General features: G+C 70.9%; 22 protein-coding genes and 2 pseudogenes. 11 read left to right on the top strand and 13 right to left on the bottom strand.

What is annotated here, in order from left to right; all coding sequences use genetic code 11:
- Positions 1-105: 105 nt before the first annotated feature.
- The gene (locus ACIOJD_RS04285; protein WP_401908965.1) at positions 106-657 is read left to right on the top strand and encodes an AAA family ATPase; all 552 of its coding nucleotides are present in this window, start codon (positions 106-108) and stop codon (positions 655-657) included.
- Between the two features lie 481 nt (positions 658-1,138).
- Here the strand turns inward: ACIOJD_RS04285 and ACIOJD_RS04290 are convergent.
- Positions 1,139-1,435 (bottom strand): annotated as a pseudogene (locus ACIOJD_RS04290) (Scr1 family TA system antitoxin-like transcriptional regulator); the annotation flags it as partial.
- 46 nt (positions 1,436-1,481) lie between these two features.
- Here ACIOJD_RS04290 and ACIOJD_RS04295 point away from each other — a divergent pair.
- Positions 1,482-1,781, top strand: coding sequence for a hypothetical protein (locus ACIOJD_RS04295; protein WP_401908155.1), 300 nt, complete (start codon positions 1,482-1,484; stop codon positions 1,779-1,781).
- A 230-nt stretch (positions 1,782-2,011) separates the two neighbouring features.
- Entirely contained in the window at positions 2,012-2,782 is a 771-nt protein-coding gene (locus tag ACIOJD_RS04300; protein ID WP_401908157.1) for an SDR family oxidoreductase, read from the top strand.
- 185 nt (positions 2,783-2,967) lie between these two features.
- On the opposite strand, the gene ACIOJD_RS04305 is transcribed toward ACIOJD_RS04300, so the two are convergent.
- Positions 2,968-3,864: a LysR family transcriptional regulator gene (locus ACIOJD_RS04305; protein WP_401908158.1), complete on the bottom strand. Its 897-nt coding sequence runs from the start codon at positions 3,862-3,864 to the stop codon at positions 2,968-2,970.
- Between the two features lie 119 nt (positions 3,865-3,983).
- On the opposite strand from ACIOJD_RS04305, the gene ACIOJD_RS04310 reads away from it, so the two are divergent.
- On the top strand, positions 3,984-4,205 hold the full coding sequence (locus ACIOJD_RS04310; protein WP_401908160.1) for a hypothetical protein: 222 nt from the start codon (positions 3,984-3,986) through the stop codon (positions 4,203-4,205).
- Between the two features lie 290 nt (positions 4,206-4,495).
- Complete coding sequence (locus tag ACIOJD_RS04315) at positions 4,496-5,770, top strand: ParB/Srx family N-terminal domain-containing protein (protein ID WP_401908162.1); 1,275 nt, start codon at positions 4,496-4,498, stop codon at positions 5,768-5,770.
- A 156-nt stretch (positions 5,771-5,926) separates the two neighbouring features.
- On the opposite strand, the gene ACIOJD_RS04320 is transcribed toward ACIOJD_RS04315, so the two are convergent.
- Positions 5,927-6,574, bottom strand: a complete 648-nt coding sequence (locus ACIOJD_RS04320) for an SRPBCC family protein (RefSeq protein ID WP_401908164.1) — start codon at positions 6,572-6,574, stop codon at positions 5,927-5,929.
- Positions 6,575-6,784: 210 nt separating this feature from the next.
- Between ACIOJD_RS04320 and ACIOJD_RS04325 the strand changes: the two genes are divergently transcribed.
- The 3 genes and pseudogenes from ACIOJD_RS04325 (at position 6,785) to ACIOJD_RS04335 (ending at position 9,722) form a co-directional block, all read left to right on the top strand.
- Complete coding sequence (locus tag ACIOJD_RS04325; RefSeq protein WP_401908166.1) at positions 6,785-7,438, top strand: TetR/AcrR family transcriptional regulator; 654 nt, start codon at positions 6,785-6,787, stop codon at positions 7,436-7,438.
- A gap of 219 nt (positions 7,439-7,657) precedes the next feature.
- A pseudogene (locus ACIOJD_RS04330) lies at positions 7,658-8,039 on the top strand (ATP-binding cassette domain-containing protein); the annotation flags it as partial.
- 120 nt (positions 8,040-8,159) lie between these two features.
- A complete protein-coding gene (locus tag ACIOJD_RS04335; protein ID WP_401908967.1) occupies positions 8,160-9,722 on the top strand; it encodes a hypothetical protein in 1,563 nt (520 codons plus the stop codon).
- 325 nt (positions 9,723-10,047) lie between these two features.
- Here the strand turns inward: ACIOJD_RS04335 and ACIOJD_RS04340 are convergent, their stop codons facing one another.
- From ACIOJD_RS04340 to ACIOJD_RS04355, 4 genes are all read right to left on the bottom strand, one after another.
- Positions 10,048-10,365, bottom strand: a complete 318-nt coding sequence (locus ACIOJD_RS04340; RefSeq protein WP_401908168.1) for a hypothetical protein — start codon at positions 10,363-10,365, stop codon at positions 10,048-10,050.
- A 26-nt stretch (positions 10,366-10,391) separates the two neighbouring features.
- The gene (locus tag ACIOJD_RS04345; protein ID WP_401908170.1) at positions 10,392-11,375 is read right to left on the bottom strand and encodes a GNAT family N-acetyltransferase; all 984 of its coding nucleotides are present in this window, start codon (positions 11,373-11,375) and stop codon (positions 10,392-10,394) included.
- A 297-nt stretch (positions 11,376-11,672) separates the two neighbouring features.
- The gene (locus ACIOJD_RS04350; RefSeq protein WP_401908970.1) at positions 11,673-12,938 is read right to left on the bottom strand and encodes an Ig-like domain-containing protein; all 1,266 of its coding nucleotides are present in this window, start codon (positions 12,936-12,938) and stop codon (positions 11,673-11,675) included.
- A 164-nt stretch (positions 12,939-13,102) separates the two neighbouring features.
- Positions 13,103-13,510 (bottom strand): hypothetical protein, encoded by a 408-nt coding sequence (locus ACIOJD_RS04355; protein WP_401908172.1) that lies wholly within the window; start codon positions 13,508-13,510, stop codon positions 13,103-13,105.
- A gap of 109 nt (positions 13,511-13,619) precedes the next feature.
- Between ACIOJD_RS04355 and ACIOJD_RS04360 the strand changes: the two genes are divergently transcribed.
- Positions 13,620-14,003, top strand: coding sequence for a hypothetical protein (locus tag ACIOJD_RS04360; protein WP_401908174.1), 384 nt, complete (start codon positions 13,620-13,622; stop codon positions 14,001-14,003).
- A 138-nt stretch (positions 14,004-14,141) separates the two neighbouring features.
- On the opposite strand, the gene hutH is transcribed toward ACIOJD_RS04360, so the two are convergent.
- The 5 genes from hutH to ACIOJD_RS04385 form a co-directional block, all read right to left on the bottom strand.
- The gene (gene hutH / locus ACIOJD_RS04365) at positions 14,142-15,683 is read right to left on the bottom strand and encodes a histidine ammonia-lyase (RefSeq protein ID WP_401908972.1); all 1,542 of its coding nucleotides are present in this window, start codon (positions 15,681-15,683) and stop codon (positions 14,142-14,144) included.
- 506 nt (positions 15,684-16,189) lie between these two features.
- On the bottom strand, positions 16,190-17,350 hold the full coding sequence (locus tag ACIOJD_RS04370) for a diguanylate cyclase domain-containing protein (protein ID WP_401908175.1): 1,161 nt from the start codon (positions 17,348-17,350) through the stop codon (positions 16,190-16,192).
- Positions 17,351-17,414: 64 nt separating this feature from the next.
- Positions 17,415-18,215, bottom strand: coding sequence for an enoyl-CoA hydratase/isomerase family protein (locus ACIOJD_RS04375; RefSeq protein ID WP_401908177.1), 801 nt, complete (start codon positions 18,213-18,215; stop codon positions 17,415-17,417).
- 63 nt (positions 18,216-18,278) lie between these two features.
- On the bottom strand, positions 18,279-19,430 hold the full coding sequence (locus tag ACIOJD_RS04380; RefSeq protein ID WP_401908179.1) for an adenylate/guanylate cyclase domain-containing protein: 1,152 nt from the start codon (positions 19,428-19,430) through the stop codon (positions 18,279-18,281).
- 452 nt (positions 19,431-19,882) lie between these two features.
- Positions 19,883-20,803 (bottom strand): biotin--[acetyl-CoA-carboxylase] ligase, encoded by a 921-nt coding sequence (locus tag ACIOJD_RS04385; protein WP_401908181.1) that lies wholly within the window; start codon positions 20,801-20,803, stop codon positions 19,883-19,885.
- Between the two features lie 272 nt (positions 20,804-21,075).
- Here ACIOJD_RS04385 and ACIOJD_RS04390 point away from each other — a divergent pair, with 272 nt between their 5' ends.
- Entirely contained in the window at positions 21,076-22,677 is a 1,602-nt protein-coding gene (locus ACIOJD_RS04390) for an acyl-CoA carboxylase subunit beta (protein ID WP_401908975.1), read from the top strand.
- Between the two features lie 62 nt (positions 22,678-22,739).
- Positions 22,740-22,952, top strand: a complete 213-nt coding sequence (locus tag ACIOJD_RS04395) for an acyl-CoA carboxylase epsilon subunit (RefSeq protein ID WP_401908183.1) — start codon at positions 22,740-22,742, stop codon at positions 22,950-22,952.
- Positions 22,953-23,116: 164 nt separating this feature from the next.
- On the opposite strand, the gene ACIOJD_RS04400 is transcribed toward ACIOJD_RS04395, so the two are convergent.
- Positions 23,117-24,814 (bottom strand): SulP family inorganic anion transporter, encoded by a 1,698-nt coding sequence (locus ACIOJD_RS04400; RefSeq protein ID WP_401908976.1) that lies wholly within the window; start codon positions 24,812-24,814, stop codon positions 23,117-23,119.
- Positions 24,815-24,956: the final 142 nt, after the last annotated feature.

Below are 24,956 nucleotides of genomic sequence, written 5' to 3' on the forward strand. Positions count from 1 at the left end.
CCCTGCTTGCTGATGGGGGCTGCGAGCAGGAGACGAATCGATATCCGATCGCGTGAGGCGGTCACGAGCTGGCACGCTGCCCCCATGGGGCATGCGGAAGTACTGCTGGACCACTCGGAAGTACTGCTCATCGGAGGGCGGGCGGGTGTCGGCAAGACGACGGTGGCGTGGGAGGCTTCGGCGCTGCTCCGAGCTGCGGCGGTCTCTCACGCGGTCGTTGACGGCGACTTCATGGGGCAGGTACATCCGGCGCCGCGGGGAGATCCTGATCGTTCGGAGATCACGGAGAGCAATCTGACGGCGGTGTGGGCGAACTTCGCCCGACGTGGTTACCGTCGTCTGATCTATACGAACCCTCTGAGTGTGCTGCCTGAGACGGCAGGCATGTTCGAGCGCGCATTGGGGGCGGACGTGCGGATCATACGGGTCATGCTCACCGCCTCCGACGCCACCGCCCTCGAACGGCTGACGGGCCGGGAAATCGGCTCGGAGCTGGAGCGAGAGCTGGAAAGCAGCGCGCGCAAAGCGCGGCTGCTGGACGAGCGGGCACCTGCGGACACCGCGCGGGTGGTGACGGACGGGCGGACGGTCGATGACATCGCGCGCGAGGTGTTGGCCGCCACCGGCTGGGCGCAGCACTCCGCGAGCGGCAGATGATCGTGTCACTGGGTCCTGTCCGGTCCGATCTGGTCGGATCGGACCGGGGCGTCCGGCACCGTGGATCGCAAGGCGCCGGGGCGCCCCCAGGGTGGTTTCCTGTGAGCGTTTCGGCAACGCGGCGAGATGGCGCCCGCCGCGGTGGCGGCTGATGTCGCTGCGGCGTTCCGGGCCCGGCGAAGATCGGCCGCACAGGGCCTAGGCCCGTCCGAGGCGAGGAAAGACATGTGGGGACCGACCCTGAGCAGCTGACAGGGCTCGACTTGCCTGAGGGCGAGACCGCCGTCGCGGTTCCTGCCTCCGGGTCGTTCTGCGGCATGTGATCGGCTTCTCCTGCCCGCGTCACTCGTACGTCTTCATCGCTGCGGCGATCACGTTCATGGAATCGGCACGGGAGAGCGCCAGTTCGGTGAGAATGCCGAACCGCGGTGTGCACGCTCGCACATGCTCGCGATCCTCGATGTAGACCCATACCCGCCGGACCCTCGGTGTAGCCGATGTCGGAGATGGGGGCCGGCAGGGCCAGAACGGCGAACGGCCCCTCCAGTCCCGGGCTCCCGCCTGCGTCGCGGGGAAGGACCTGGATAGTCATGTTCGGGTCCTCCACAGCGTCGAGCAGCTTCCGCAGCTGACCGCGCATGATCGACGGCTTCCCGATGACGCGTCCCAGGATGGACTGGGTCGATGATGAGTGCGTACGCGGCGGCGGGTTCTTGAGCAGGACATGCCGACGGATCATCCTGGCGGCGACCCTGCGTTCAGGCTCAGTGGAGGTCATGATGCCAACTGGGGTAGCCGGACAGACTCCGCCCGAATAGGCCGCATTGCTGCGCCCCCTGGATGAACTCGCCGTACTCGCAGACGAGTTGGTCGACGACACTGCACCCCGTCTGTTCGCCGTCGTGCAGTCGTACGAGCCTCCGGAGGGACACGCCGACGAGGCGGATGCCCGAGTCGCGGCCTGGGGCATGGCGTTCGACGGGTATGCCGAGATCGTCAGCGTGGAGGGCGGTGCGCGGATGAGCGTGTGCTCGCTGGATCGGGCGGTGAGGAGGTTCGGCCGGGGCCCGGATGTCAGCGCCCGGCTGGTGTGGGTACGCCAGAGAGCGGATCGCACCGTCTGACCCGAAGTCGTTCGCCTTCCCGCGCCGGCCACGGGCGAAGGGAGCCGGGGCCATAGGAGTTCCCTATAGCGCCTGCTGACATTTCGTCTTTGCCGCTCTTTCCTTTCCGGACGTACCGTCAAAACAGCTCGACAAGGTGCGCACCGCGATTTCTCCGAAGATTCGCATTCCGCGCGCATCGATCCTTCTTCCGTCGAGCGGACAGATACGCAATCGAGAGGACCAGTGGCATGACCACGATCGAGAACGGATCGGGAACGCGAGAACTCGCGGGAAAGCGGGCCCTGGTCACAGGTGGTTCCCGCGGAATCGGAGCAGCCGTCGTGCGCCAGCTCCTGGACGCGGGCGCCGAGGTGGTCACGACCGCCAGGACGGCGACGAGCACGATGCCGGAAGGGGCCACCTTCGTGGCCGCCGACCTGCGGACACGCGCTGGAGCGGAGGCGGTCGCCACGGCCACGCGGGAGGTGCTCGGCGGGGTGGACATCCTGGTCGACAACGCGGGTGCGGCGCGGCCGTATCAGGGCACCTCGGCCATCCCGGACGAGGAGTGGCAGGACCAACTGGACCTGAACTACCTGGCGTCGGTGCGGCTGGACTCGCTGCTGACACCGGGGATGCGGGAACAGCGTTCGGGGGCGATCGTGCACATCTCCACAGCCGCGGTACCTCTCACGACACCACCGTTCCTGCACTACACGGCGGCGAAGGCGGCGCTGGAGAACTACAGCCGGGGACTGGCCCTGGAGCTGGCTCCGTTCGGAATCCGGGTCAACACCGTGACTCCCGGCAGAGTCGTCACCCCTGGCGGCGAAGCGACGCGGGAGCAGTGGGCGCGCCTGGACTCGGGGCCGGTCCTGGACCACACCACCGTGCCACTGGGGCGCGAGGGTCAGCCCGACGACATCGCCAACGCGGTGCTGTTCCTCGTGTCCGACCGGGCGAGCTGGGTGACCAGGAGCAATCTCGTCGTGGACGGCGGCGAATTCCCCAGGGGCTGACGCCGACGGAATTCAGGAACGCCGGTTTCGACGGTTCGGTAGTTCGGTAGTTCGGTAGTTCGGTAGTTCAGCAAGTCGACAGTTTCGACAGTTCGGCAAGTCGACGGTTTCGGCAGTTCGGCAAGTCGACGGTTTCGGTAGTTTCGACAAGAAGAATTCAGCGGCGCCCGCTTCCTTCTCGGCCGTCAGGACACCGGCGAGAGGGAAGCGGACTCGGGCCAGGTCTCCTGACGCAGCAGGTCGAGCAGAGCCCTCTCCGCCGGGCCCGCGCCGTCCCGGAGCACGGCGATGACGGGCTGGGACACGACCGGGAACACCGGACGCACCTGGTGCTCGTAACCCTGCGGCACCGCGGAGGCCGGGACGAGTGTCACCCCCAGCCCGTGGGCGGCCCAGCGCACGGCCGTCGCCGTCTGGGACACGCGGGCGACCGTGGTCGGGGTCAGATCGTTGTCCCGCAGCACCTCACGCAGCACGCCGTCGAGCGCGCTGTCGCGGTCGAACCTCACCCACGGCTCACCCTCCAGCTCGCGCAGCTCGACCCGGTCCGCGTCGAGCTGCCGGTGCCCGGCGCCCAGCACCACGACGAACTCCTCGTCGCCGAGGTGGTGGGCGTCGGCGGGGCTCCGCTCGCACGCCGCCATCAGGGCGAGGTCCAGCACACCCCGGCGGCACAGCCGCTCCAGCTCGGCGCTGCTCTGCTCCTCGAAGACGGTGACCTCCAGCCGCGTGAAGCGGCGACGCAGCGCGCCCAGCGCGCCCGGCAACTGCCCCGCGCCAAAGCCCATCTGCACCGAGACCAGCAACTCGCCCACCAGGTCGTCGGCACCGGCCCGCGCCGTCGCCCTCGCCCGCCGCGACGCGCTCACCGCGACCTCCGCCTCCCGCAGGAAAGCGCGGCCGACCACGGTGGGCACCAGTCCGGTCGGCGTGCGGGCGAACAGTTCCACACCCAGTTCCCGCTCCAGGCCACGGATCTGCTGGGACACCGACGGCTGAGCGACGTGCAGCAGCTCCGCCGCCGCCGTCACCGAGCCCTCCTCCGCAACGGCCAGGGCGTACTCGTACTGACGAAGGCTCATCGGCTCCCGTCCCCTCCTGCGGTGGACGGCGGTCCACCCCCGTCGGTCCACCCCCGTCGTCATCGTTGTCATCGTAAGTGACCACCTCGCTGTGGCGTCCGGCCGGCGATCGATGTCCGGTGTCGTCCACCGTCGGCGAATCCGCCGTCGGATCGATCGCGGTGATCGGGCTGGTGGCGGTGTGGGCGGCGGCGATCGTGGCGCCGACCGTGGCCGGGAGCCAGGTGCCCGTCACGCTCCGGACGATGGCCCTGCCGGCGTGGGGTGCCCTCTTCGCGCTCGGCCTGGTGGTCGTGGTCGCCCGCGGAGGCGCGTACGCCCTCCTCGGCGCCCACCACTGACACACGTACACACCCCACCCGGACGGCACTCGCGCCACCCATCACGTGTCCGGGGAGCGGCGCGAACGGTTCTCGGCGCCACGGCGATCAGCGTTCACCCGGCCGCCACCTTCCCGACGCCCGCCCAATACCCCTCAGGGTGGGCGGAGGTGAGTGGATATGCGCGGTCCAGCCGCACCAGACCGCGACACACAGCGTTGTACGAACACCGCGCTGCCCCGCACCGCGTCGCCGCGTACCGCGACGCTCGTACGGGCGTGGTCCCGCCCGCTCACCCCGTGGAGACCCGTATGAACGGCTCAGTCCGTACGCAGCCCCAGCCGCACAGCGCGTTCGCACGAACGGCCGGAGCGCGTGGCCTGGCGGCCGGACTGACCGTGGGTGCCCTCGCGCTGGGCAGTGTCCTCGCGGGCGGCGGCCCGGCCGGGGCGACCGCCCCGCGCGCGAGCGTCGGCTCCAAGACGAGCACCGGGACCGCCGCCGGTGCCGGAGCCAAGACCGCGACCGGCGCCGTCACCGCCGCCAAGGCCGGCGATCTCGTCGATGTCACGCTGGACCAGCTCCACCCCACCCAGCCCTCCATCGGCTTCGACCAGATCTACTACAAGCTCGGCCGGTACGGCAGCACCAAGGACGAGCAGGCCGGCAGCGTCAACAAGCGCTTCGACGACTGGTGCGAGACCAACGGCCAGGGAGAGGCTGCGACCGCGGGCTCCGGTGCCACGCTCTCCGACCCGTCCAGCTTCAGCTGCACCGTCCCGCTCGGCGAGGAGACGGACGAGACCAGGGCCGCGATGAAGACGGTCGTCATCGGACCGGGCGGCAAGCTGTACCTGACCGACGGGCACCACAGCCTGACGTCCTTCCTGGAGGCGTCCGACGGCGGCCCCAAGACCCCCATCAGGCTGCGGGTCGCCGCCAACCTCAGTGACCTCTCGGCCGCCGACTTCTGGCAGACCATGCTGGAGCGGAAGTGGGTCTGGCTGCGGGACGAGAACAACAACCCCATCACCACCGACCAGCTCCCCCAGCGCCTGGGCCTGGCGGACTTCCACGACGACCGCTACCGCAGCCTCGTCTACTTCACGCGCGACATCGGCTACCAGGCGCCCGACGAGGCGGCGGAGTACCTGGAGTTCCTGTGGGGCACCTGGCTGCGCGACCGCGTGGACCTCGACGCGTACGACCTCACCTCCCACGCCTCCTACCTGAAGGCGATCCGCGCCGCCTCCGAGGCGATGACGGAGACGGACGGTGACACCGTCATCGCCGACGGGCGTACGGCGGACGAGCTGGGCCGGATGAGCGAGTGGAACGACGGCAAGAAGCCGACCGGCGGCGAATTCGGGAAGCTGAGCGCGCCGATCACCGACGCGAAGCCCGGCAAGCTCGCCTTCGCGCTGGACTACCGGAGCCGCAACCGGATCCCGGCCGGGCCCACCCGCGTGCCCACGAAGGCAGCCAACGGCAAGCACGCCGGGACCACCACGGGCACTGGCCTTCGGCCGTCGCTTCCGGTGTCCACCGCCGGGAAGCGGCCGGTCGCGCTCGTCGGCAACCGCTGATTCCCCGCTGACGGGCAGCGTGCGCGGGCCGGTTGGCGGGTCAGCGCCCCCCGGTTGTGGCGCGGTCCGGTTCGCGGGTCAGTGCCCCCGATGGCAGGGCACGGCCCGGTTCACGGGTCAGCGCCCCCGGTTGCAGGGCGCGGCCCGGTACGCGGGTCAGTGCTGGGCGCGGGCCTCGGCGGCGGACTTCAGCTCGCCCAGCCACGCTTCGAGGCCCTCACCGAGGATCCTGGTCGCGGTGGGAACGTCCGCTTCGACCTGGGCGCCGGCGTGGGTTTCCTCGGTGCTCACGCGGACACCGCCCTTGACCTTGGTGAAGTTCCACACGTGGACGCCGTCGATGTGCAGCCCTTCGCCGATCGCGGGGCCGGTCCAGCGGATGCACGAGTCGCGCTTGACCTGCTGGACGGTCGAAGTGATCTCCAGGCCGGTGGCGGGAGTCGAGGGGTTGGGCGGTATCGGAGTCGTCCACCGGAATGCCGAACCCTTGCGGAAGGGGCCGTGGTCGAGGCGTTCCACCGTCTCGACGGGGGTCTGCCAGGACGGCCAGCGCTCCACATCGGTCTGAAGCTTCCAGATGGTGCGTAGCGGGGCGTTGATGACGGTTTCGGTCCGGTGGCGCACGAGGGCGTCGGGGTCGACACCCTTCCCGCCACAGGTGAGGGACTTGCCCGGGTGGGGGTTGTGGGAACCGGCCTGGGAACCGGCGGCAGCGGCCGGCGCGGCAGCGGCGCCGAGGAGGCCGAGGACGAGGGGGACGGTGAACAGAGCGGCACGGAGGCCGTTGCTGCGGATGCCGGACATGGAGTTCTCCTCTTTGGTTCTTTGGGTTCTTTTGGGTTCTTTGGGTTCTTTTGGTTTCGGTCGAGCCCGAACCAGAAGCTCGGCTAGATACTCCCGCGTTCGTTAGAAGTTATAACGCAACGAGAAGCCACCGGTCAACGCATTGCGTGATAGCTTCTAACTAACCCTTGAAGATATATCCCGACAGGTAGATGGGGACGGTGGCAGACCATGGCGACGACGGGCGCGAACACCCCGCGCGAGCGCTATCGGACCCAGGTGCGCGCGGAGATCACCGAACGCGCGTGGGAGCAGATCGCCACGGCGGGTGCGTCCGCGCTCTCCCTCAACGCGATCGCCAAGAAGATGGGCATGAGCGGACCGGCGCTCTACCGCTACTTCGCCAGCCGCGACGACCTGATCACCGAACTCGTCCGGGAGGCGTACCGAAGCCTCGCCGACACCCTCCGCACGGCCGCCGCCACCGGCGCCGACCTGGCCGGGCTGGCACACGCCCTGCGCGGCTGGGCCCTGGCGGACCCTCAGCGGTACTTCCTCGTCTACGGCACGCCCATCCCCGGCTACCACGCGCCCGCGGAGACCACCGCCATCTCGTCCGAGATCATGACGACCCTGGTAGACGCGTGCACGGCGCTCGCCCCGGACAGCGCCACGACCCCCTTCGGCGCCCATCTGGCGGACCACCGGGACTGGGCAGCCGACCACCCCGCCCCGGCCGAGGCCCTCCACCGGTTCCTGACGTTCTGGACCCGGCTGCACGGCGTCCTGTCGCTGGAACTCGCCGGCCACTTCACGGGCATGCGCATCGATCCCGCCCTGCTCTTCGAGGCCGAGCTGGACGACCTGCTCGCACCCCGAGCCTGAGTCGTAGGAGGCTCAACGCCCCCTGGGCCGCGCTCCGTTGGGCCGTGCTCCCCCGAGCCGGTAATTCCCTGGGCCGCGCCCAGGGGCGCGGCTACAGTGAACGGCGTGTTCGCGCACTACTTCTTCCTCTGATTCCGGACCTGCTCCCCAGGTCCGACTAGGTCCAGCCCCGCCGCTGTGTCCACGCGTGCGCGAGGGCGTGACAATCCAGGAAGAAGCATGCGCGAGCGCGCCCAATTGGCGATGAAAGACGTTTCCACGGCGTACGGCGACCGGTCGGTGCTCGACCAGGTCTCGCTGACCGTACGTCCCGGCGAGAAGGCCGGTGTCATCGGGGAGAACGGCTCCGGCAAGTCGACACTGCTGCGGCTGCCGGCCGGGGTCGAGCGCCCCGACGGCGGTGAGATCACCGTCGGTTTCCCCGGCGGCATCGGTCATCCCGTCCAGACCCTCGACCTCGATCCGGACCGGACCGTCCAGGACGCCGTCTACGCGGCCGGCCATCTCGCCGACGCCCGCGCTGAATGCCCTCGGGCTCGCACGGGTGGCACGGGACCGGCCGCTGGGCTCGCTCTCGGGCGGGGAACGGTCCCGGCTCGCGCATAGGCTGGGCGAGGTGGGGATCACCGAGGGGACCATCAGGCCCGCACGGGCGCCGGAAGTGACGGACGGGGGCGCCGCCCAGGGGCGCGGCGGGGGCGGTCGGCAGCCGTGGTGGCGTGTGCCGCTCGTCGTGACCGCCGTCGTCGTCCCTCTGTACGTCCTGTGGGCCGCCGTGCTCGCGACCGGCGGGGGCGATCTGGCCGCGCAGTTCGCCTGGGCCGGGTTCATGGCGCGGCATCCGGGGTCCGCGTACAACCTCTCCTGGTACGGCGGCACGCACACCGCCAACTACAGCGTGCTGGCACCGCCGTTGATGGCGCTCCTGGGGGTCCGGGCCGTGTCCGTACTGGCGGGGCTCGCCGGGACCTGGGTGATGGCGCTCCTGTTCGCACGGTCGGGGACGCCGCGGCCCCTGTGGCCCGCGCTGCTCGGGGCGCTGACCCTCTGGTGCAACGTCGCGTCGGGGCGGACGACGTTCGCGCTGGGTGTGGCCGTCGGGCTGCTCGCGCTGCTGTGGGTGCGGCGGCCGGTGCTCGCGGTGCTCTGCGCCGCGCTGAGCGCCCTCGCCAGCCCGGTCGCCGCGCTGTTCCTGGTCGTGGCGGGTACGGCGTACGCCCTGGACCGGCAGTGGGTGAAGGGGGTTTCGCTGGTCGTCCCGCCGTTCGTGATGGTCGCGACGCTCACGCTGCTCTTCCCGTTCGAGGGTGAACAGCCCATGGCTCCCGGCAAGTTGTGGATGCCATTGGTGGCCTGCGCGGCGCTGTGTCTGGCGGCGCCGCGTGCCTGGCGTGTGGTCAGGTTCGGGGCTGCGGTGTACGCGGTCGGCGTGGTGCTGACGTTTCTCGTCAGCTCGCCGATCGGTACGAACGTGGAGCGGCTGGTGGGACTCGCCGGTCCCCCGGTGCTGCTCGCGGCCCTGCTGACGCGGGGCCTGGGCCCCGTCCGGCAGCGTGCGTGGCTCGGCTCGCTCCCCCACCTGGTGCTCGTCGGGGTCCTCGTCGTGAACACCGGCTGGCTGATCGACAAGACCGACGACGACCTGGTGGTCTCCAACACCGTGCCCGCCTGGGCCGCCCGTACGGACGGCGTCGTCGCCGCCCTGGACCGGCTCGGCGCCGACCGTACCCGCGTCGAGGTCGTCCCCGCCCGCAACCACCGCGAGGCGGACGTCCTCGCCCCGCACATCAACCTGGCACGCGGCTGGAACCGACAGCTCGACGTCGAACGCGGGCGCCTCTTCTACGACGGCCCCCGCGGCACACGGACCCTGGCCCCGGCCACGTACCGCGCCTGGCTGGACCGCTGGGCCGTGGGCCTCGTCGTACTGCCGCACGGACAGCCGGACGGCCCCGCCGAGGCCGAGGCCGCGCTCGTCAGGAGCGCGCCCCACTGGCTGGAGCAGGTGTGGCAGGACAGCGGATGGACGGTCTACCGCGTACGGGCCGCCGTCCCACTGGTGTCACCCCCCGCCACCGTCGTACGCGAAGACGCCGCGCGGCTGGTGGTACGGATGCCGGCCGCCGGGTCGGTGACGGTACGGATCGCGTACTCGCCCTGGCTGAGAGCGCCGGGCGCATGTGTGGAACGCGCGGGCGACTGGACCCGGCTGACGGTCCGCTCGGCCGGTGACTACCGGCTGGACTCGGCCTACCGGCTGCCTCGTACGAACGGCTGCGGGTGACGAAGCAGGAGCGCCCAGGCTGAGCTTGTTCTTTGTCTTCCGCCCTCGAAGGGTGTCTCGAAGGTGACTGTCCAGTACCGCGACCGGCCATGTTTGCCCGCCAAGGAGCGGCGGTCGGTGCACGGCACTCGCTTCGCGCTCCGTCTCGGCGTCTGATTCATCCTTCGGATGCCGAGCGTGATCGCAAGGCGGCCGGAGTCCTGGGATGGGGCCTCCCCTGCTCGAGCGAAGTCGAGAGCTTGGGAAGGGCTACCTGGGCTTTTGGCCAACGCGGCGAGCGCGCGTGCCGGGCGTCGCGACGGGGCAAACCTTGCGGGGAGGGGCACTAAGGGCTGGCCCGGCTTGTCGACGACAGCTCGTTCGATGATCGCGCCGGCCCCGGTGAGCTCACCCTTCCTGGCCCATCCGGGAGGTCTTCAACAGCGACGATGCGCCCTCCCAGGAATTGCTTCGTCTCCTTGTCGAAGATCAGCTCTTGGCGCTCTCCCTCGTTCGCGCGCGCGACGGCCACACCGTGGCGCCCCGCCGCGTCGACCGCGTCCGGAATGACGACGACCCCGGGAATCTTGGCTGCCGCCCGGTAGAGAGCCGCGCTCCGAGCGGGCGGCATCAGCCCCTCGAACGACAGATCACCGATCTGCACGATGAACCCAGAGGTGGACAGACCGGCTAGAGCTTCGCCTGGAACAGCCCGGCGGGGCGCTCGCGCCGGTAGCCGAGGCCCTCGTTCACCGCCAGCATCGCCGTGTTGTCATCGGCGACGGTGGTGCTGATCTCCCGTACCCCCGGGCGCAGTTCGCTGAGTCTGCCCAGCAGATGCCGCTTGACCGCGCGCCCCAGCCCATGGCCCTGATGGGACGGGACGACCACCGTGTCGTACTGGAGCGCGCGGGTGTCGGCCGGATCGCGCAGGACGATCTCGGTGTACGCGACGACGGCGTCGTCATGCGCCGTGTCGAGCACGGCCGAGGTGAGGATCAGCCCGCCGCGCTCCCCGATCACCCGGGCCGTGGCCCGCACCCGGTCCACGTCCCAGCGTGGCGCCCGCTCCTCCGACTCCGCCGCCTGAGTGTCCCGCAGCGCCTCATGGGCGCGGGCGAACGCCTCGGCCCGCTCGTCGGGGACGACGCCCGGCCAGTCGGCGAAGCGCAGGCCGTCGGGGAGCGCGGGCAGCGGGACCATGTCGACCGCCTGCCGGACGCGTTGGACGTACCGGCCGAGCGGCCGCATGTTCGTGAAGCCGATACTGTCGACGAACGCCTCGCCCGCGCCGCCCAGTTCGAGCACGGTCGACACCGAGGTGCGGCCGTCCGCCGTGAGTTCGTCACGTATCGCGGTCCAGAGGGTCGCGCCGAGGCCGTGCCGCCGGGCGTTCGGACATACGACCAGGTAGTCCAGGAAGGCCGCGTGACGGCTGTGCTCGTCGGTGAACAGGAGCAGCGAGGCGACCCCCTCGTACGAGCCGTCCCGCGCTGTCGCCACGAGATGGACGTTCCGCCCGTCCACCGGCGGTATGCGCAGTTTCCCCGAGGTCTCCGCCCTGCTGGGCTCGGGCACCGAGGCCGGCAGATCACGGACGTGCGCCGCGGTGACCACGGCGTGCCAGGCGTCCGTCTCGGCGTCCGAGGGCGGGCTTCCCAGAGTGATGAGCATGGACCGAACCTACGCGCAGGACGGTGATGTCGCCCCCTTCTTACGGGGACGTCCTGGCGAACGGACGGGCGGACGCGCAAGGGAGGTGAGGTGGAGATGGCGTGGAGGCGAAATGGGCCCAGGGGACGCGTCGGACGGGGGTGGAACAGGAGACGGGAGTGGCCGGCAGGGCGCTTGCGACCCCGGGTGAGCGACGGTCGAGTACGCGAACGGCGGCGACACCAGGAAGGTGTCGCCGCCGTTCGCGTGAGGAGGACGTACGAGGTCCTGTGTGGCGTTACGTGGTCCGGGCTCGGATCAGGCGGCGGAACCGGCCTGCCAGTCGGCCCAGTTCAGGTTCCAGCCGTTGAGACCGTTGTCGGGCTTGATGGTCTTGTCGTTGGAGTTCTTGACGACGACCACGTCACCGATGAGCGAGTTGTTGTAGAACCACGCGGCTTCCGTGTTGGGGTCGTTCGCGCCCTTCGTGTCCGAGAGGCCCACACAGCCGTGGCTGGTGTTGGCGGAACCGAAGATGGACTTGGCGCCCCAGTAGTTGCCGTGGATGAACGTGCCCGACGTGGACAGCCGCATGGCGTGCGGGACGTCCTTGATGTCGTACTCGCCCTTGCCGTCGTCGTCCGTGAAGCCGACCGTGGCACCGTTCATCCGGGTCTCCTTGAACTTCTCGGAGATCACCATCTGACCGTTGTACGTGGTGTTGTCGGGCGAACCGGCGGAGATCGGGATCGTCTTGACCGTCTTGCCGTCCCGCGTGACGGTCATCATCTTGGACTTGGCGTCGACCGTGCTGACCTGGTTACGGCCCACCTTGAAGGTGACGGTCTTCTGCTGGACGCCGGTGATGCCCTGGCCGCCCTCGACCCCGTCCAGGTTCAGCTTGAGGGTGACCGTCGAGCCACCCTGCCAGTAGTCCTCGGGGCGGAAGTCGAGGCGCTGCTGGCTGAACCAGTGGCCGACGACCTGCTGGCCGCTGCTCGACGAGACCGAGATGGCGTCCTGCACGGCCTTCTTGTCGGTGATCGCCTTGTCGAAAGTGATCGAGACCGGCATCCCGACACCCACCGTGGAGCCGTCCTCGGGGGTGAAGTTGCCGATGAAGCTGTTGGCCGGGGAGACGGTGGTGAAGGAGGAGTTCTCGTGGGCCTGACGGCCCTCGCCGTCCTTCGCCGTCGCGGTGATCTTGTACGAGGTGGAGCGTTCGAGCTGGGCGTCCGGCTTCCAGCTCTTCCCGTCGGAGGACAACGCGCCCTTGACGGCGGTGCCGTCCGCGGTGGCCATGGTGACGTCCGTAAGAGTGCCCTTACTGACCGTGACCTTGACGTCCTTGTTGATGCCCGCGTTCGTCGCGCCGTTCTTGGGCGAGATGGATATCTGGGCCTCGGACGTCTCCTTGGCCGCCGCCTCGTCGACCTGCGACTGGGACGACGAACTCTTCGAGCTGTCCGCGGCCTTGTCGCCGCCGCCGCTACAGGCCGAAAGCACCAGAACGCCACCGAGCAGTGCGGACGCGGCCGTGAGAGCCCTGCGCCGCTTGCTGTCCGTCATCACACGCTTCTCCATCATCGCCGCTTACCCTGCCGATAACCCTTAAGAACGCCTGTACCGGTTCGTCCGGTTCCACATCGGCCCAAGGTGTGGTGAACACCACTCGCCGACGGGAATGAGCGAGCCCCGGCCCGCCACACGAGGGGAACCGGGGCTTACCAGGGTGTCACGCTCTCGCGCTACCCCCGACCAGTACCGACCCCACCAGCGCTTACGCCACGATCCCCGCCCTTCCCGTCACCGTCCGCGTCCTGGTCGTCGCTCTCGTCGTCATACCTGTCCTCGTCGTCGAGGTCCCATTCCACGGCGTCGGGGTCGTAGTCGATCTGCTCGCTGGTCCACGAGGCCTGCGCCAGCTCGACACCGGGAACCTCCTTGATCAGATCGAACGGCTCCACGAGGTACGCGAGGGCCTCTGCCGCGTCTTCCCGTACCGCCGACTCGGCATGCGCCCGTTCGTCCCCGGGCATGGATTCGTCCGCGACGATGCGCGCGAGGGCCGCGGCGCTCAGGGTGTCCGGGGTGCCGACCTCCAGCACCAATTCCACCCGTAGCCGTACATACCGTGATGTCTCAGAAGTGCTCATGGAACGGAGCGTACGGCTCCGGATTCCCGCGACTTTCCCGCGACCCGCTGCTTTCACTAACATCAGCCCACCCAGCCAATTCGGCGTCGTCACAAGGGGGATCGATTACGTGCCTGTCGCACGCCGACCACTGCTGACAGCCACCGCCGCCGGGACCCTGCTCTGTGCTCTGTGGTTCGTTCCCTCAGCGAACGCCACGGACGAGCAGGTCGGCCCGGGGCAGCGGTCAGCGGTATCCGCGCAAAGCGTCGCCGCCGAGGAATCCGGTACGGCCGTGGAAGCTCACACGGCCGTGGACTCCGACGCATCAGTGGGATCCGGACCGTCCGAGGTGTCGGACGGCTCCGAACAGTCCGAACCGTCCGGACAACTCGCCCTCGCCGACACGGGCAGCGTGGACACCACGCCGTACGTGTTCGGCGGGACAGCCTGTCTCGGGATCGGCGCGGGGTTCGTCGCGTACTCGCTGCGCAGAAGCGGCCGCGCGTTCTGATCGAGCCGGCATGTACGCGTGCCGCATGTGCACGCGTGCGGCCGCATGTGCACGCGTGCGGCCGCATGTGTACGCGTACGGAGGGGCCGTCCGGCATCGGGCGGCCCCTCCGTACGTCCGTCGCGGCGCTCGCGGGCCTCAGGCCAGCGGTCCCGTCACCGGCTCCACCGCCGCGACCAGTCGGCCCTCCCGTACGAACACGTCCGCCGCCGCCAGATCGGGGGCGAGGAAACGGTCCGGGCCCGGCCCCTGGACGCCCGCGGCGCGCAGGGCGTCGATGGCGGCCCGCGAGGCGGGCGCGGGCGTCAGACCGCGCCGCAGCTCGATCGCGCGCGTCGCCGCGTACAGCTCGACGGCGATGATCCGGGTCAGGTTGTCGACGGCGGTACGGAGCTTGCGCGCCGCCGACCAGCCCATCGAGACATGGTCCTCCTGCATCGCCGAGGACGGGATCGAGTCCACCGAGGCCGGGGTCGCCAGCCGCTTCATCTCGCTGACCAGCGCGGCCTGGGTGTACTGCGCGATCATCAGGCCCGAGTCGACCCCCGCGTCGTCGGCGAGGAACGGCGGCAGGCCGTGCGAACGGTTCTTGTCCAGCAGCCGGTCGGTACGGCGCTCCGCGATGGACCCGAGATCGGCGGCGACGATCGCCAGGAAATCCAGGACGTACGCCACCGGGGCGCCGTGGAAGTTGCCGTTGGACTCGACCCGGCCGTCGGGCAGCACGACCGGGTTGTCGACCGCCGAGGCAAGCTCCCGGTCGGCCACGACCCGGGCGTACGCCAGCGTGTCCCGCCCCGCGCCGGCGACCTGCGGGGCACAGCGCACCGAGTACGCGTCCTGGACGCGCGGGGCCTCGTCCTGCTGGAAATGCCCGGTGAGCCCCGACCCGGCGAGGACCCGCAGCATGTTGTCGGCGCTGACGCCCTGGCCGGGGTGCGGGCGGATGGCGTGCAGCTCGGGGGCGAGGACCTTGTCGGTGCCGAGCAGCGCCTCCAGGCTCAGCGCGGCGGTGATGTCGGCGGAGGTGTACAGGCGGTGCAGGTCCGCGAGGGCCATGACCAGCATGCCGAGCATGCCGTCCGTCCCGTTGAGCAGGGCGAGGCCCTCCTTCTCCCGCAGCTCGACCGGCTCGATGCCGTGCGCCGCGAGCAGCTCCCCGGCGGGCGCGACGACGCCGTCGGGGCCTTCCGCGTCGCCCTCGCCCATGAGCGTCAGCGCGCAGTGCGAGAGCGGCGCGAGGTCCCCGGAGCAGCCGAGGGAGCCGAACTCGTGCACGACAGGCGTGATCCCGGCGTTCAGTACGTCGGCCATGGTCTGCGCGACCTGGGGGCGTACGCCGGTACGCCCGGAGGCGAGGGTCTTCAGCCGCAGGAACATCAGCGCCCGGACGACATCCCGCTCGACCCGCGGCCCCATCCCGGCGGCGTGCGACCGCACGATGTTGCGCTGGAGCCGGCCGCGGAGGTCCTGACCGATGTGCCGGCTCGCGAGAGCGCCGAACCCGGTGGAGACCCCGTACACCGGCTCGGGCTTGGCGGCGAGCGCGTCCACGATCCCCCGGGCCGCGGCGAGCGCGGCGAGGGCCTCGGCGGAAAGCTCGACGCGGGCGTGGCGGCGGGCGACGGCGATGACGTCTTCGGCGGTCGTCCCGGACGTCCCCACCACGACGGTATGCATATCCATATTCAGGAGCGTACGTACTGAATCGATCCGTGTCACGGGGTGGGGTGTCGCCGTCCGGCGGGGGCGCGGGGTGCGGGGTGCGGGGTCGCCGCCCGGCGGGGGCGCGAGGTGCGGTGCGTTGGTGGGTGCGGGGGCCGGGGTCTCCGGAGGTACATGTCCGGACTGCATGATTTACGGCGCGTGCGGCTCGATTCTTCGACTGACGGCCGGTGTGCGCCACACATCACGCTTTAGTGTCCGAACACGCACCTCCTACACCCCCGCCCCCCCTCCCGCCGTCGCCCGCCCCCGGCGCACGCGGGGCGTCTTTGGCAGGCGGTGAAGGGGGGCGCGCAGGGGTCGTGTCCGGAACGTAGAGCGTGATGTGTGGCGCACACCGGGCCGCACCCAGGCACGAGACCCGCACGTGCCGTAAATCATGCAGTGCGGGACATGACCCCGGAGCGGCGCCCGGCAACAACCCGCACACGAAAACCGGCCCCGCCGGGAAGCGCTCCCCCCTACGGCCCCCCGCCGGGAGGCGCATCGCGGAAGCGGCGGCGGGTGCCGCTCCTCGGGGGCGGGCCGTCCGCCAGGCGGATCACCGCGCCGTCCCGGCCCGCCACCACCGGCCCCCGCGATCGCGCCGCCTTCGCCCGGTACTGCGCCGCGTCCGCCAGCCGGAAGAGGCGTCTCGCCGAGCCCACCTCGCCGATCGGGTCGCCCGTCGAGGCGATCCCGCACGCCACCCCCTCCCCCAGGTCCAACTCACCGGCGCGCACGCACAGTTCGCCCACCGCCTCAATCACGTCGTCCGCCGTGGGCCCCACCGTCAACAGGCAGAACTCGTCTCCGCCCAGCCGCGCCGCGACCGCCCCCGGAAGCTTCGCGCCGCAGACCGAAAGGATCGTGCCGAACCGTTCCAGCAGCCGGTCGCCGACCTCGTGGCCCTGGGTGTCGTTGACCCTCTTGAGGCCGTTGAGATCGCAGACGACCAGGCTGACCACGACCCCGTCCGCCCGGTGCCGTCCGATCGCCTCGTCCAGGCGCATGTCGACGGCGCGCCGGTTCGCGAGGCCCGTCAGGGGGTCCGTGAAGGCAAGGCGGCGGACCTCTTCGAGCCGTTCCGTCTGAGCGATTCCCGCCGCGACCACCGACGCGATCACGGTCGCGAAATCCGCGTCGTCGGCTTCGAAGACCGGCACGCCCCGGGGCCGGGCCACGTACAGCTCGCCCCACGCCCGCCCGTGCAGCACGATCGGTGCGACGACGCAGCTGCCACGGCCGCGCCGACGCAGCGCTTCCGCGCGGCCGTGACCGTAACCGGGCGCGGCGCCCGGACCGCGGCCCGCGGGCTCCGCCACCTCGACCCACGCGTTCGGTCCGCCGCCGCCCGCCCACCGTTCGTGCAGGAACTCCGCGATCTCGGGGAACTCGTGCACCGGGTACGTCTCGTCCTCCGGGAACTCCACCTCCCCGTCGACCCGCTGCCCCGCGTTCACCAGCACCTTGAGCCGGCCGCACTCCCGCTCCCAGACCGACAGGGCCGCGAAACTCCCGCCGAGCGCCTCCCGCGCGCCCTGCGCCGCCGCCCGCCAGGACTCGGTTTCCGTGGGAGCCGACGCCATCGCCTGCGCCAGTGCCACCGTGGCGCGCAGCCGCCCATCCCCATCCACTCCCATCACTCCACCTTAGGGCGCTTTGGGGGGATTTGATCGTCCGCGTAGGTGAGCGATCAGCGTGCGCTCACTCGCCCGGCCACTGCGGTTTCCGCTTCTCGTTGAAGGCCGCCACGCCTTCCGCCCGGTCCCCGGAGAAGGCGACGGACCGCCAGGCCGCGTCCTCGACCTCCAGGCCGGCCCGCAGGTCGAGTCCGCGCCCCAGCCGCAGTGCGCGCTTGGCGGCTCGCAGGCCGACGGGTGAGTTCGCGGCGATACGGCCGGCCAGCGCGAGCGCCTCGTCCCGGTCGGTGCCCTCGTCCACGAGTTGATCGACAAGCCCCAGCCCGGCCGCCTCGACCGCATCGACCCGCCGGGCCGTGAAGACCAGCTCCGCCGCCCGCGCGGCCCCGACCCGGCGCGGCAGCAGCTGCGTACCGCCGCCTCCGGGAATCACCCCGACCGACACCTCGGGCAATCCCACGACCGCCGTGCGGTCGGCGACGATCAGGTCACAGGCCAGCGCCAGCTCGAAGCCGCCGCCCAGCGCGAAGCCGTGCACGGCCGCGATCGTCGGCATCGGCAGTTCCAGTACGCCGGTGTACGCGCCCCGCGCGGTCGGCCGCTGGCGTACCAGCTCGGCGTCGCTCAGGGAGTTCCGCTCCTTGAGGTCCGCGCCGGCGCAGAAGGCCCGCGCGTGCGTGGAGGTCAGCACCGTCGCCCGGATGCCCTGATCGGCCCCCAGAGCCGCGCACGCGTCCGTCAGGGACCGGGCCAGCTCCGTGGACACGGCGTTCATGGCCTTGGGCCGGTCCAGGACCAGCTCGGCGACATGACCGTGCCTCCGTACGACGACGAACTCCCCGAACCGCTGCTCAGCCTCACCCATGACCGCACCCTCCCGGTTAACGTCGGTTCACCGAAGGCCGATCCTAAGGGCTGTCCCGGCGACTCAGCCGGTACGTCGCCCCAGGAGCCACGGCTCCACGACACCCAGACCACGCACCGGCCGCTGCCACATGGGCTGGAGCCCGAAGCGGTACGCGGGCGGCGCCTCGCCCTGCTTCTCGGCCTCCGCCGCCGCTTCCGCTGCCTGGGCCTCGGAGGCGGGGGCGTCTCCCGTACGGATCAGCTCCTCCGCGAACGCGCCGTCGACCAGGACCGTGTCCTTGGGAGCTATCGACGTGAGCCGGCTCGCCAGGTTCACGGTCGTACCGAAGACGTCGCCCATCCGCGTGGTGACCGTCCCGAACGCGATACCGACCCGCAGCGCCGGCATCGTCTCGTCATGGGTCATCGTCTCGATGAGACGCAGCGCGATCTCGGCAGCGGTCCCCGCGTCGTCGGCCGCGTACAGGACCTCGTCGCCGAGGGTCTTGATCAGCCGGCCGCCGTGCGCGGCGACCAGGTCGGCGCAGGTCGTCTCGAACGCCTCGACCAGCTCGCCCAGCTCCTCCTCCTCCAGCCGACGGGTCAGCCGCGTGAACCCGACGAGGTCGGCGAAACCGACGGCCAGCCGCCGGTCGACCATCTCCTCGTCGTCGGCCGCCTGCACCACACGGCCGGTGGCGGCCGCGAGCTGGCGCCGCCAGACGTAGACGAGGAACTCCTCCAGCTCGGGCAGGAGCAGCTCCACCAGGGGGTACGTGACCTCCGTACGCGTCATCCCCGCCTCGGGCGGCTCGGTGAGCCCCTCCAGGAACGAATCGATCTGCCACTCCGCCAGCCGGGCGGTCGTCTGCCCGGTCGACCGGGCGACCTGTACGGCCATCGGCTCGCTGAGCAGCCCCGCCTCCACCAGACCCGCGAGCCGCCGCAGCGCCAGGACGTCCGCCTCGGTGAGCGCCTTCGCCTGCCCGATGTCGGCGAAGCCCATGGCCCGCCAGAAGCGGGAGGCGAGGTCCATCGAGACACCGGCCGTACGGGCCGCCTGGAAGGGCGTGTAACGGCGCTCGGCGCCCAGGATCAGCTGTTCGAGCCGGATGGCGAGCGGGTCGTCGGTCGGCTCCGCCGTGTGGTCGACGATGTGGTGCGGCGTGGGGTATCCGGGAGACTCCGACGGCGGCTGCGCGGCCTCGCCGGAATTCGAATCGTCGACGGTCACCAGCCGCCTCCTGCCCGTTCCCTGCGCACTGCCCTGCCGATCTGTCGTGGACCGCCTCAACGATACGGCAGATGTGCCCTGGCTCACGTCCTACCCACCACCCCGGGCCCCACGGTGCACCTCTTGGCCCCACCGCCCCCCCCCAGACGACAAACCGCCAGCACCTTCCCCCCTCCACCGCCCCACAGACGGCGAACCGGCAGCACCCTCATCCCCCCGCCCCCCACGGGCCCGCAGGCAGGCGACCGGCGGGAGGGGGCCGGGGTCGCAGGAGGTGACGTGTCCGGACGTAGAGCGTGATGTGTGCCGCACACCGGCCCGCACCCGAACACGAGACCCGCACGCGGCGTAGATCATGCAGTCCGGACATGCGCCTCCGGAGGCCCCGGCCCCCGCACCACCCACGCACCGCACCGCACCCCGGAACCCCCGCCGGACGACGGCACCGCCCCCTACACCGCCCGCGCGTGCACCACGTCCCCCGCCCCCACCGCATGCCGAACCCCGTCCCCCGTCACCAGCACCAGCCGCCCGTCCACGTCCACCGCCACCGCCTCGCCCAGCAGCTCCCGTCCCCCCGGCAACTCCGCCCGCACCGTGCGTCCCAGCGTCGCGCACTGCGCCACGTACGCCTCCTGGAGCCCGGACAGCCCCGGATCGCCGCCCGCCGTCCGCCACTCCCCGTACCAGCGCTCCAGCGACCGCAGCACCCCGCGCAGCAACGTGTCGCGGTCCAGGGACACCGCGTTCGCGAGGGCCAGTGAGCCCGCCGTCGGGACCGGTAGTTCCGACGCCTTGAGCGAGACGTTCAGGCCGATGCCCACCACGACCGCGTCGCCCCCGGCCCCAGGCCCCGCCGCCTGAACCGCCGCCCCCGGACCCGGACCCGGACCCGTACCGAGCACCGCGCGGTCCGCGAGGATTCCGCCCGCCTTCCGCTCCTCGCCGTCCACCGTCACCAGCAGGTCGTTGGGCCATTTGAGGGACGTGTCCACGCCCGCCGCCCGCGACAGCCCGGTCGCGACGGCCACGCCGGCGAGCAGCGGCAGCCAGCCGTAACGCTCCACGGGTACGTCCGGGCCCGGCCTGAGGAGTACGGAGAAGAAGAGCCCGGAGCGGGCCGGGGCCGACCAGCGGCGGTCGAGCCGCCCGCGCCCCGCGGTCTGTTCCTCGGCGATCAGTACGGCGCCCTCGGCCGCGCCCCCGGCCGCCCGCGCCGCGAGGTCGGAGTTGGTGGATCCGGTCTCGGCGACCACGTCGAGCGAGGTCCACAGGCCGCCGGGCAGGACCAGCCCGCGGCGCAGTTCGCGTACGTTCAGCGGCGGGCGTTCGAGGTCGGACCAGCGGCTCTGTGAGGCATGGGGCTCCGTCATGCAAGCCACCCTAGATGTGGCAAACACCGCACTGCCGAACGGCATCTGCGCCGATACGCTACGGGTCAGTAGCAACTCCACGGCAACCGAATCGCCCCCGTCCCCGTAATCGTCTCCTCACCCACAGCCCCACCCGCATCCGCACCGCACCCCTGACACCCGTGACCCCCGCAGGGAGCAGCATCCCGATGTCCGAGCCGGAAAACGCCCACGGAACCGCCACGCCAGCCACCCCCGTCCCGCCGGTCGCCCCCGCACCCCCGGTCGACCCCGTGACCGCCGATGCCGCGAGCACCGATGCCGCCCCCCACACCACCGCCGGCAAGATCGCGGACCTTCGGCGCCGCATCGAGGAAGCCACGCACGCGGGGTCCGCGCGGGCGGTGGAGAAACAGCACGCCAAGGGCAAGCTGACGGCACGCGAGCGGATCGGTCTGCTGCTCGACGAGGACTCCTTCGTCGAGCTGGACGAGTTCGCCCGGCACCGCTCCACCAATTTCGGCATCGAGCAGAACCGGCCGTACGGGGACGGGGTCGTCACCGGTTACGGCACGGTCGACGGCCGCCCGGTCTGTGTCTATTCGCAGGACTTCACGATCTTCGGCGGCTCGCTCGGCGAGGTCTACGGCGAGAAGATCGTGAAGGTCATGGACTTCGCGCTGAAGACCGGCTGCCCGATCGTCGGCATCAACGACGGCGGTGGCGCCCGGATCCAGGAGGGCGTGGCCGCGCTGGGCCTGTTCGCGGAGATCTTCCGCCGTAATGTGCACGCCTCGGGCGTCGTGCCGCAGATCAGCCTGGTCGTCGGCCCGTGCGCGGGCGGCGCCGTGTACTCCCCCGCGATCACGGACTTCACGGTGATGGTCGACCAGACCTCGCACATGTTCATCACGGGTCCGGATGTCATCAAGACGGTGACGGGTGAGGACGTCGGTTTCGAGGAGCTGGGCGGAGCCCGTACCCACAACACCACCTCGGGCGTCGCGCACCACATGGCGGGTGACGAGAAGGACGCGATCGAGTTCGTCAAGTCCCTGCTGTCGTACCTGCCGTCGAACAATCTCTCCGAGCCGCCCGCCTTCCCCGAGGAGGCCGAGCTGGAGACGACGGACGAGGACCGCGAGCTGGACACGCTGATCCCGGATTCGGCGAACCAGCCGTACGACATGCGCGCCGCCGTCGAGCATGTGCTGGACGACGGTGAATTCCTGGAGACGCAGGCGATGTTCGCGCCGAACATCGTCACCGGCTTCGGCCGGGTCGAGGGCTTTCCGGTGGGGGTCGTCGCCAATCAGCCGATGCAGTTCGCGGGCTGTCTGGACATCAACGCCTCGGAGAAGGCGGCGCGTTTCGTCCGGACGTGCGACGCGTTCAACATCCCGGTGCTGACGTTCGTGGACGTGCCGGGCTTCCTGCCCGGAGTCGACCAGGAGTACGGCGGCATCATCCGGCGCGGCGCCAAGCTGATCTACGCGTACGCCGAGGCCACGGTCCCGCTGATCACGGTGATCACCCGCAAGGCGTTCGGCGGGGCGTACGACGTGATGGGCTCCAAGCACCTGGGCGCCGACCTCAATGTGGCCTGGCCGACCGCGCAGATCGCGGTGATGGGCGCGCAGGGCGCGGTGAACATCCTGCACCGCCGTACGATCGCGGCGGCCGGTGACGAGGCGGCGCAGGACACCACGCGCGCCCGGCTGATCGAGGAGTACGAGGACGCGCTGCTCAACCCGTACGTGGCCGCCGAGCGCGGCTATGTCGACGCGGTGATCATGCCGTCGGACACCCGGGCCCACATCGTGAAGGGCCTGCGTCAGCTGCGTACGAAACGGGAAAGCCTGCCTCCGAAGAAGCACGGCAACATCCCCCTCTAGGGCCTGTCCGGCGGACAGGCCCCAGGACGCCTTTCAGGGACCTCCGAACAAGGGAGCTGGCGATGATCAACGTCGTACGGGGCAATCCGACCCGCGAGGAGCTGGCCGCCGCGCTGGCGGTGGTCCAGGCCCGCACCGCGGCGGTGGAGGAAGAGGACTCCCCGTCGGGCCCGGCCGGGCTTCCCGCCCAGTGGTCGGCCCCCGCCCGGATCGCCCGCCACCGTGTGCCGCGGCCGGGACCGGGGGCGTGGGCGCGTACGTACTGGCCCGGGTAGGCGGCGGACTCCGCGATCCCCGTGCCCCCGTGGCCCGGTGACCGGGCAGCACCGACACCGCGCATGCCGAAGGCACCGTCCGCGAATGGGACGGCGCCTTCGGTGTGGGGGGTGGCGGTGGTCGAGTAGGCCGGGTCCGGCCCGGATCAGCCGAGCGGCAGCGGTCAGCGCATCCGCGCCGGTGACCGGTAGTCGTCCATGGGGTCCAGCTGATCCATCAGCTCGTCCATCGGCGTGGGGTCCAGGTAGAACCACTCCGCCGTCGGCCCCGGCAGATGCCCCGGGCCCTCGTCGGGCTTCGGCATACCGGGCCCGGCCGGTGGCATGGGCGCGTTCGGCGTGTTCGGGCGCAGCAACTCCACCCGTACCTCCCCGGTTCCCCGGTGCTGTGCCACGAACTCGTCCACCTGGTTGCGGCAGGCGTGGTCCCAGTGCGTCACGCCGGTCAGGTCGAGCCGTATCCGCGGCATCCCGGCGGAGGCGACCTCCTCCAGCGCGTCGATCAGCTTCGGCAGGCGCAGGAAGGTCGCGTTGCCGGCCATGACCAGTTTCGCCGTGTCGCCCTCCACGCTGGTGGTCACCGAGGTCTGCGACATCCGCAGCGCGGCCAGGATGATGCCCGCCGCCAGGCCCACGAGTACGCCTTCGAGCAGGGCGGTGGCGACGATCGTGACCGTGGTGATGGTCATGACCGCGAACTCGCCGCGGTCCTGCCGCCACATCTTCGGGAACTCCTCCGGCGCGAACAGCTTCCAGCCGCTGTGGACGAGGACACCCGCCAGTACGGAGATGGGGATGAGCGCGAGCACGTTCGGCAGGAGCAGCGCGAAGGCGAGCAGCCACAGGCCGTGCAGGGTGCGCGAGAGACGGGTCTTGGCTCCCGCCGCGACATTGGCCGAGCTGCGGGCGACGACGGCCGTGATCGGCAGCGCGCCGAGGAGACCGGCGACGGCGTTGCCCGCGCCCTGGGCGATCAACTCGGAGTTGTAGCGGGTGCGTTCACCGGTGTGCATCCGGTCGACGGCGGCGGCGGTGAACAGGCTCTCCGCCGAGGCGATGATCGTGAAGGTGAGTACGGTCGTCAGCACCGCGCCGTTGGCGAGGGCCGCGAACTGGGTGGGGCCGGGGATGTTCACGGACGCGAGCAGGTTGCCGACCTGGAGGGTGTTGATCTCCACGCCGGGCAGCGAGGCCACCGCCATGCCACCGGCCACCGCGACCAGGGCGGCCGGCATCTTCTTCACCGGCGGCGGCATCTTCTTCCACAGGAAGCTCAGGACGACCGTGCCGATACCGAGCCCGGCCGCGATCGCCTTCTGCGGATCGGCGAGGGTGTCCGCGATCAGCCCCGGGATGCCGAGCATGTTCTCGAACGGTGCGCCGATGGCCTTGGCGTCCGCCAGCGGATACGCCTGGCTGAACATCAGCGGCAGCCCGATCCCCGCCAGCATGCCCTGCACCACCGCGATGGAGATCGCCTGGAACATCCGGCCCAGCCGGATCAGCCCGAGCCCGATCTGCAACACCCCGGAGGCCAGCACGATCACTCCGAGCGTGGCCAGTCCGAACTCCAGCACCGCCTCGGCGACGAGCGTCGCCAGCCCGGCCGCGGGGCCGCTCACCTGGAGGGTGCTGCCGCGCGCCATGCCGACCACCAGGCCGCCGATGACGCCGGAGATGATGCCGAGTTCGGCAGGGGCGCCGGAGGCCACCGACACCCCGATGCAGAGGGGAAGGGCGACGAGGAAGACGACGAACGAGGCGGTGATCTCGTTGGCGATGTCCACTTTCTGACCGGGCTTCTGCCCTGGCTTCTGACCGGCTTGCCGGTCGCCCTTCTGACCGGTCACCCGGCCGATCATCTGACCGATGCCGGGGATCTTCACCCCGGCCGCCCCGGCCGCCCCGGACTGCCCGGCCGGGCCCGGGGGGCCCGCGGGCCTGGGTGGCTCCGGCGGTTCGGGCGGTGGCGATCCGTACGAGCCGAAGGCGTCGAACGGGTCG

It is taken from the genome of Streptomyces sp. NPDC088116 (genome assembly GCF_044741745.1).
In the GTDB taxonomy this organism is placed as follows: domain Bacteria; phylum Actinomycetota; class Actinomycetes; order Streptomycetales; family Streptomycetaceae; genus Streptomyces.